Genomic DNA, 2,062 nt, shown 5'->3' with positions numbered 1-2,062 from the left:
CCGCCTATGCCAGGGAACCCCTGGGCTGGGCCGTAGGGCAGGGCATCTTGAACGGCAAGGGCGGCGGCATCCTCGATCCAAGAGGACAGGCCACCCGCGCTGAAACCGCGGCCATGCTCCAGCGGTTCCACCAGGAAACCGCAAACTAATCCCGCCGCAAAGGCATATTGAAAATTCTCAAAACCAGCCCGGAAAGAGCTTCCCGCCTTTCCGGGCTCCCTTTTTCCATCCCCTGTTCCGCGCCGTCAGCCCGGCCTCCTCCGGGGTGGTATCCCCTTAACCCGGCAGCAGCTGAATCAACGCCCAGGCGGCTCCGTCCCTCGCCAGTTTCCTCCCAACGCAAAAAAGGGCACATTGCAGAAATGAAAATTCTGCGATGCGCCCTTCTCTCTTACTTATTCCCTATGAATGATTAAGCCTTTTCTAAAAACTCTGCTACACTTTTCTCAAACTGAAAGTGATGCTGACGAACATATTCATCAATTAACATATTGCTATCCATGCAATATCGCAAATTCGTTATCAAGCTGTAATATCTTTTTACATATCTGACGAGTTCAATAGCATTTTCCGTTCTTCCTTTTTCCCCTTTCAGATTATTTCTGACCAGTGCAATCCATCCCACACTAAACACTTGATTGGTGTCCAAATATCGAATGAAAACATCACTTTCTTCTGAATTCCGTAAAAAATCAACCTGAATAGAAATATTGTTTAAAGTGTAATGTACAGAATACTCATCATCCGTCTTTACATACCCTAACTTCTCAAGGAAGAGAGCTTCTTTTTCGATTTTATTTTTCGCATCTTTGCTCATTACCATTTCTTCATTCTCCTCCCAATACCATTTTTCCACTCACTAGTTTATACCCTTTTGATTTTAAATAAAAATACTCCTTGCCATAACCGGTTAATTCTCCAGTCTTGGTATATAAAGTATTATTATTAATCGGCGTTGCCATCAAAATATCATCTCCTCTATCTATCGCGGAATCCAAAAACGGTTTATTATATTCATTCCAAAACTGCTCTGGTGTCTTGTACAATTCATCCGGTGTATTTAGTAGATTAAATCCACCTTTGTTCCCCGAAAAATCAGTACTCTTAGGAACGCCTAGCTCCTTTATAATATTTTTTGTATCTGAATCGTATCTTCCCAAAACTGTGGTCGTCTTTTGGGGGACACTAGTTAATTTAATACCTGAAGTGGTTTTATATGTGAGCGTTTTAGCCCCGCCAACCCCCGCAGCCTCCAGGAGCAGCCTTTCCTCTTTTGAATTATACCCTCCAGCATCCGCGCTGTCCAGCGGGAATTCAGCCTCCTGTTCCTCCAGAAGCCGCAGGGCGTTGTCGAAAAGATTCTCTGGACCTCCCACTCTGGCATTCAAGCGGATGGTCCCCGTCTCCGGATCTATTGCGCCCGTTTTGTCCACAGTCATCGTCCCGTCGAAGACCACCTTCCGGCCCAGCTCTTCCGAAATTCTTTTCGCCGCATTCAATTTGGTCCGTCCCACATTATACAGCGCCGCGCTTCTTTCCAAATCGCTCTTTGCTTCGGCTGCTTCGCCCTGCCTTAAGCTCCAATCCCAATCGCTCAAGCCCTGGGGCCTCTGGAATTCCTCCGGCAGAAAACTTTCTATCCCTGGCAGCAGACGACCGCTCTGCGGTCGTCTGGAAGAACCCCTGAGGCGTGAAACGCCTCTCTTTTCCTCCGGAAAAGCACCGGGCTTCTTCCAGCCCAGTGGATAACCTGACACAAGCTCTTCCGGTTCTCCGTAATCCCAATCCGGTATCTGGATGCGTCTTTTTCCCTGGTTTGTCAGCTCTGCCGCCTCCTCCGGGGTGATTTCCCCCTGATCCAGCAATAACTGAATCAACGCCTGGGCGGCTTCCTCTCCCGCCTGGCTTTGGGAGTACGTTTGGCTCTGCTCTGGCAGCGTCTGTTCCCCGGAAAGCTCTGGAATCCCAAATTTCTCCATCCCTTCGGCGGCCCAGTCCGGAAGCTCAGCCGCAGGCTGTTCCGGATACAAAATCTCCGCTCCCCCGTTCTGCGCCATCAATC

The 2,062-nt window shown here is 48.9% G+C and carries 3 protein-coding genes; 1 reads left to right on the top strand and 2 read right to left on the bottom strand.

Annotation, left to right across the window (positions count from 1 at the left end; translation table 11 throughout):
• Window positions 1-149, top strand: a 149-nt coding sequence (locus BN3911_RS16880) for an S-layer homology domain-containing protein (RefSeq protein WP_147578459.1), incomplete at its 5' end; no start/stop codon positions are given.
• Window positions 150-412: 263 nt separating this feature from the next.
• On the opposite strand, the gene BN3911_RS00085 is transcribed toward BN3911_RS16880, so the two are convergent.
• Complete coding sequence (locus BN3911_RS00085; protein ID WP_147578458.1) at window positions 413-823, bottom strand: hypothetical protein; 411 nt, start codon at window positions 821-823, stop codon at window positions 413-415.
• Between the two features lie 4 nt (window positions 824-827).
• Window positions 828-2,062 (bottom strand): hypothetical protein (locus BN3911_RS17440; protein WP_207644485.1); only part of this gene is annotated, 1,235 nt, incomplete at its 5' end.

Source organism: Neglectibacter timonensis, assembly GCF_900048895.1.
GTDB classification, from domain to species: domain Bacteria; phylum Bacillota; class Clostridia; order Oscillospirales; family Acutalibacteraceae; genus Acutalibacter; species Acutalibacter timonensis.
This window is presented reverse-complemented; position numbering and strand designations above follow the sequence as displayed.

Excerpts from the sequence above, each read along its gene's own strand:
- BN3911_RS00085 (WP_147578458.1), bottom strand. The coding sequence starts at position 823 with ATGGTAATGAGCAAAGATGCGAAAAATAAAATCGAAAAAGAAGCTCTC.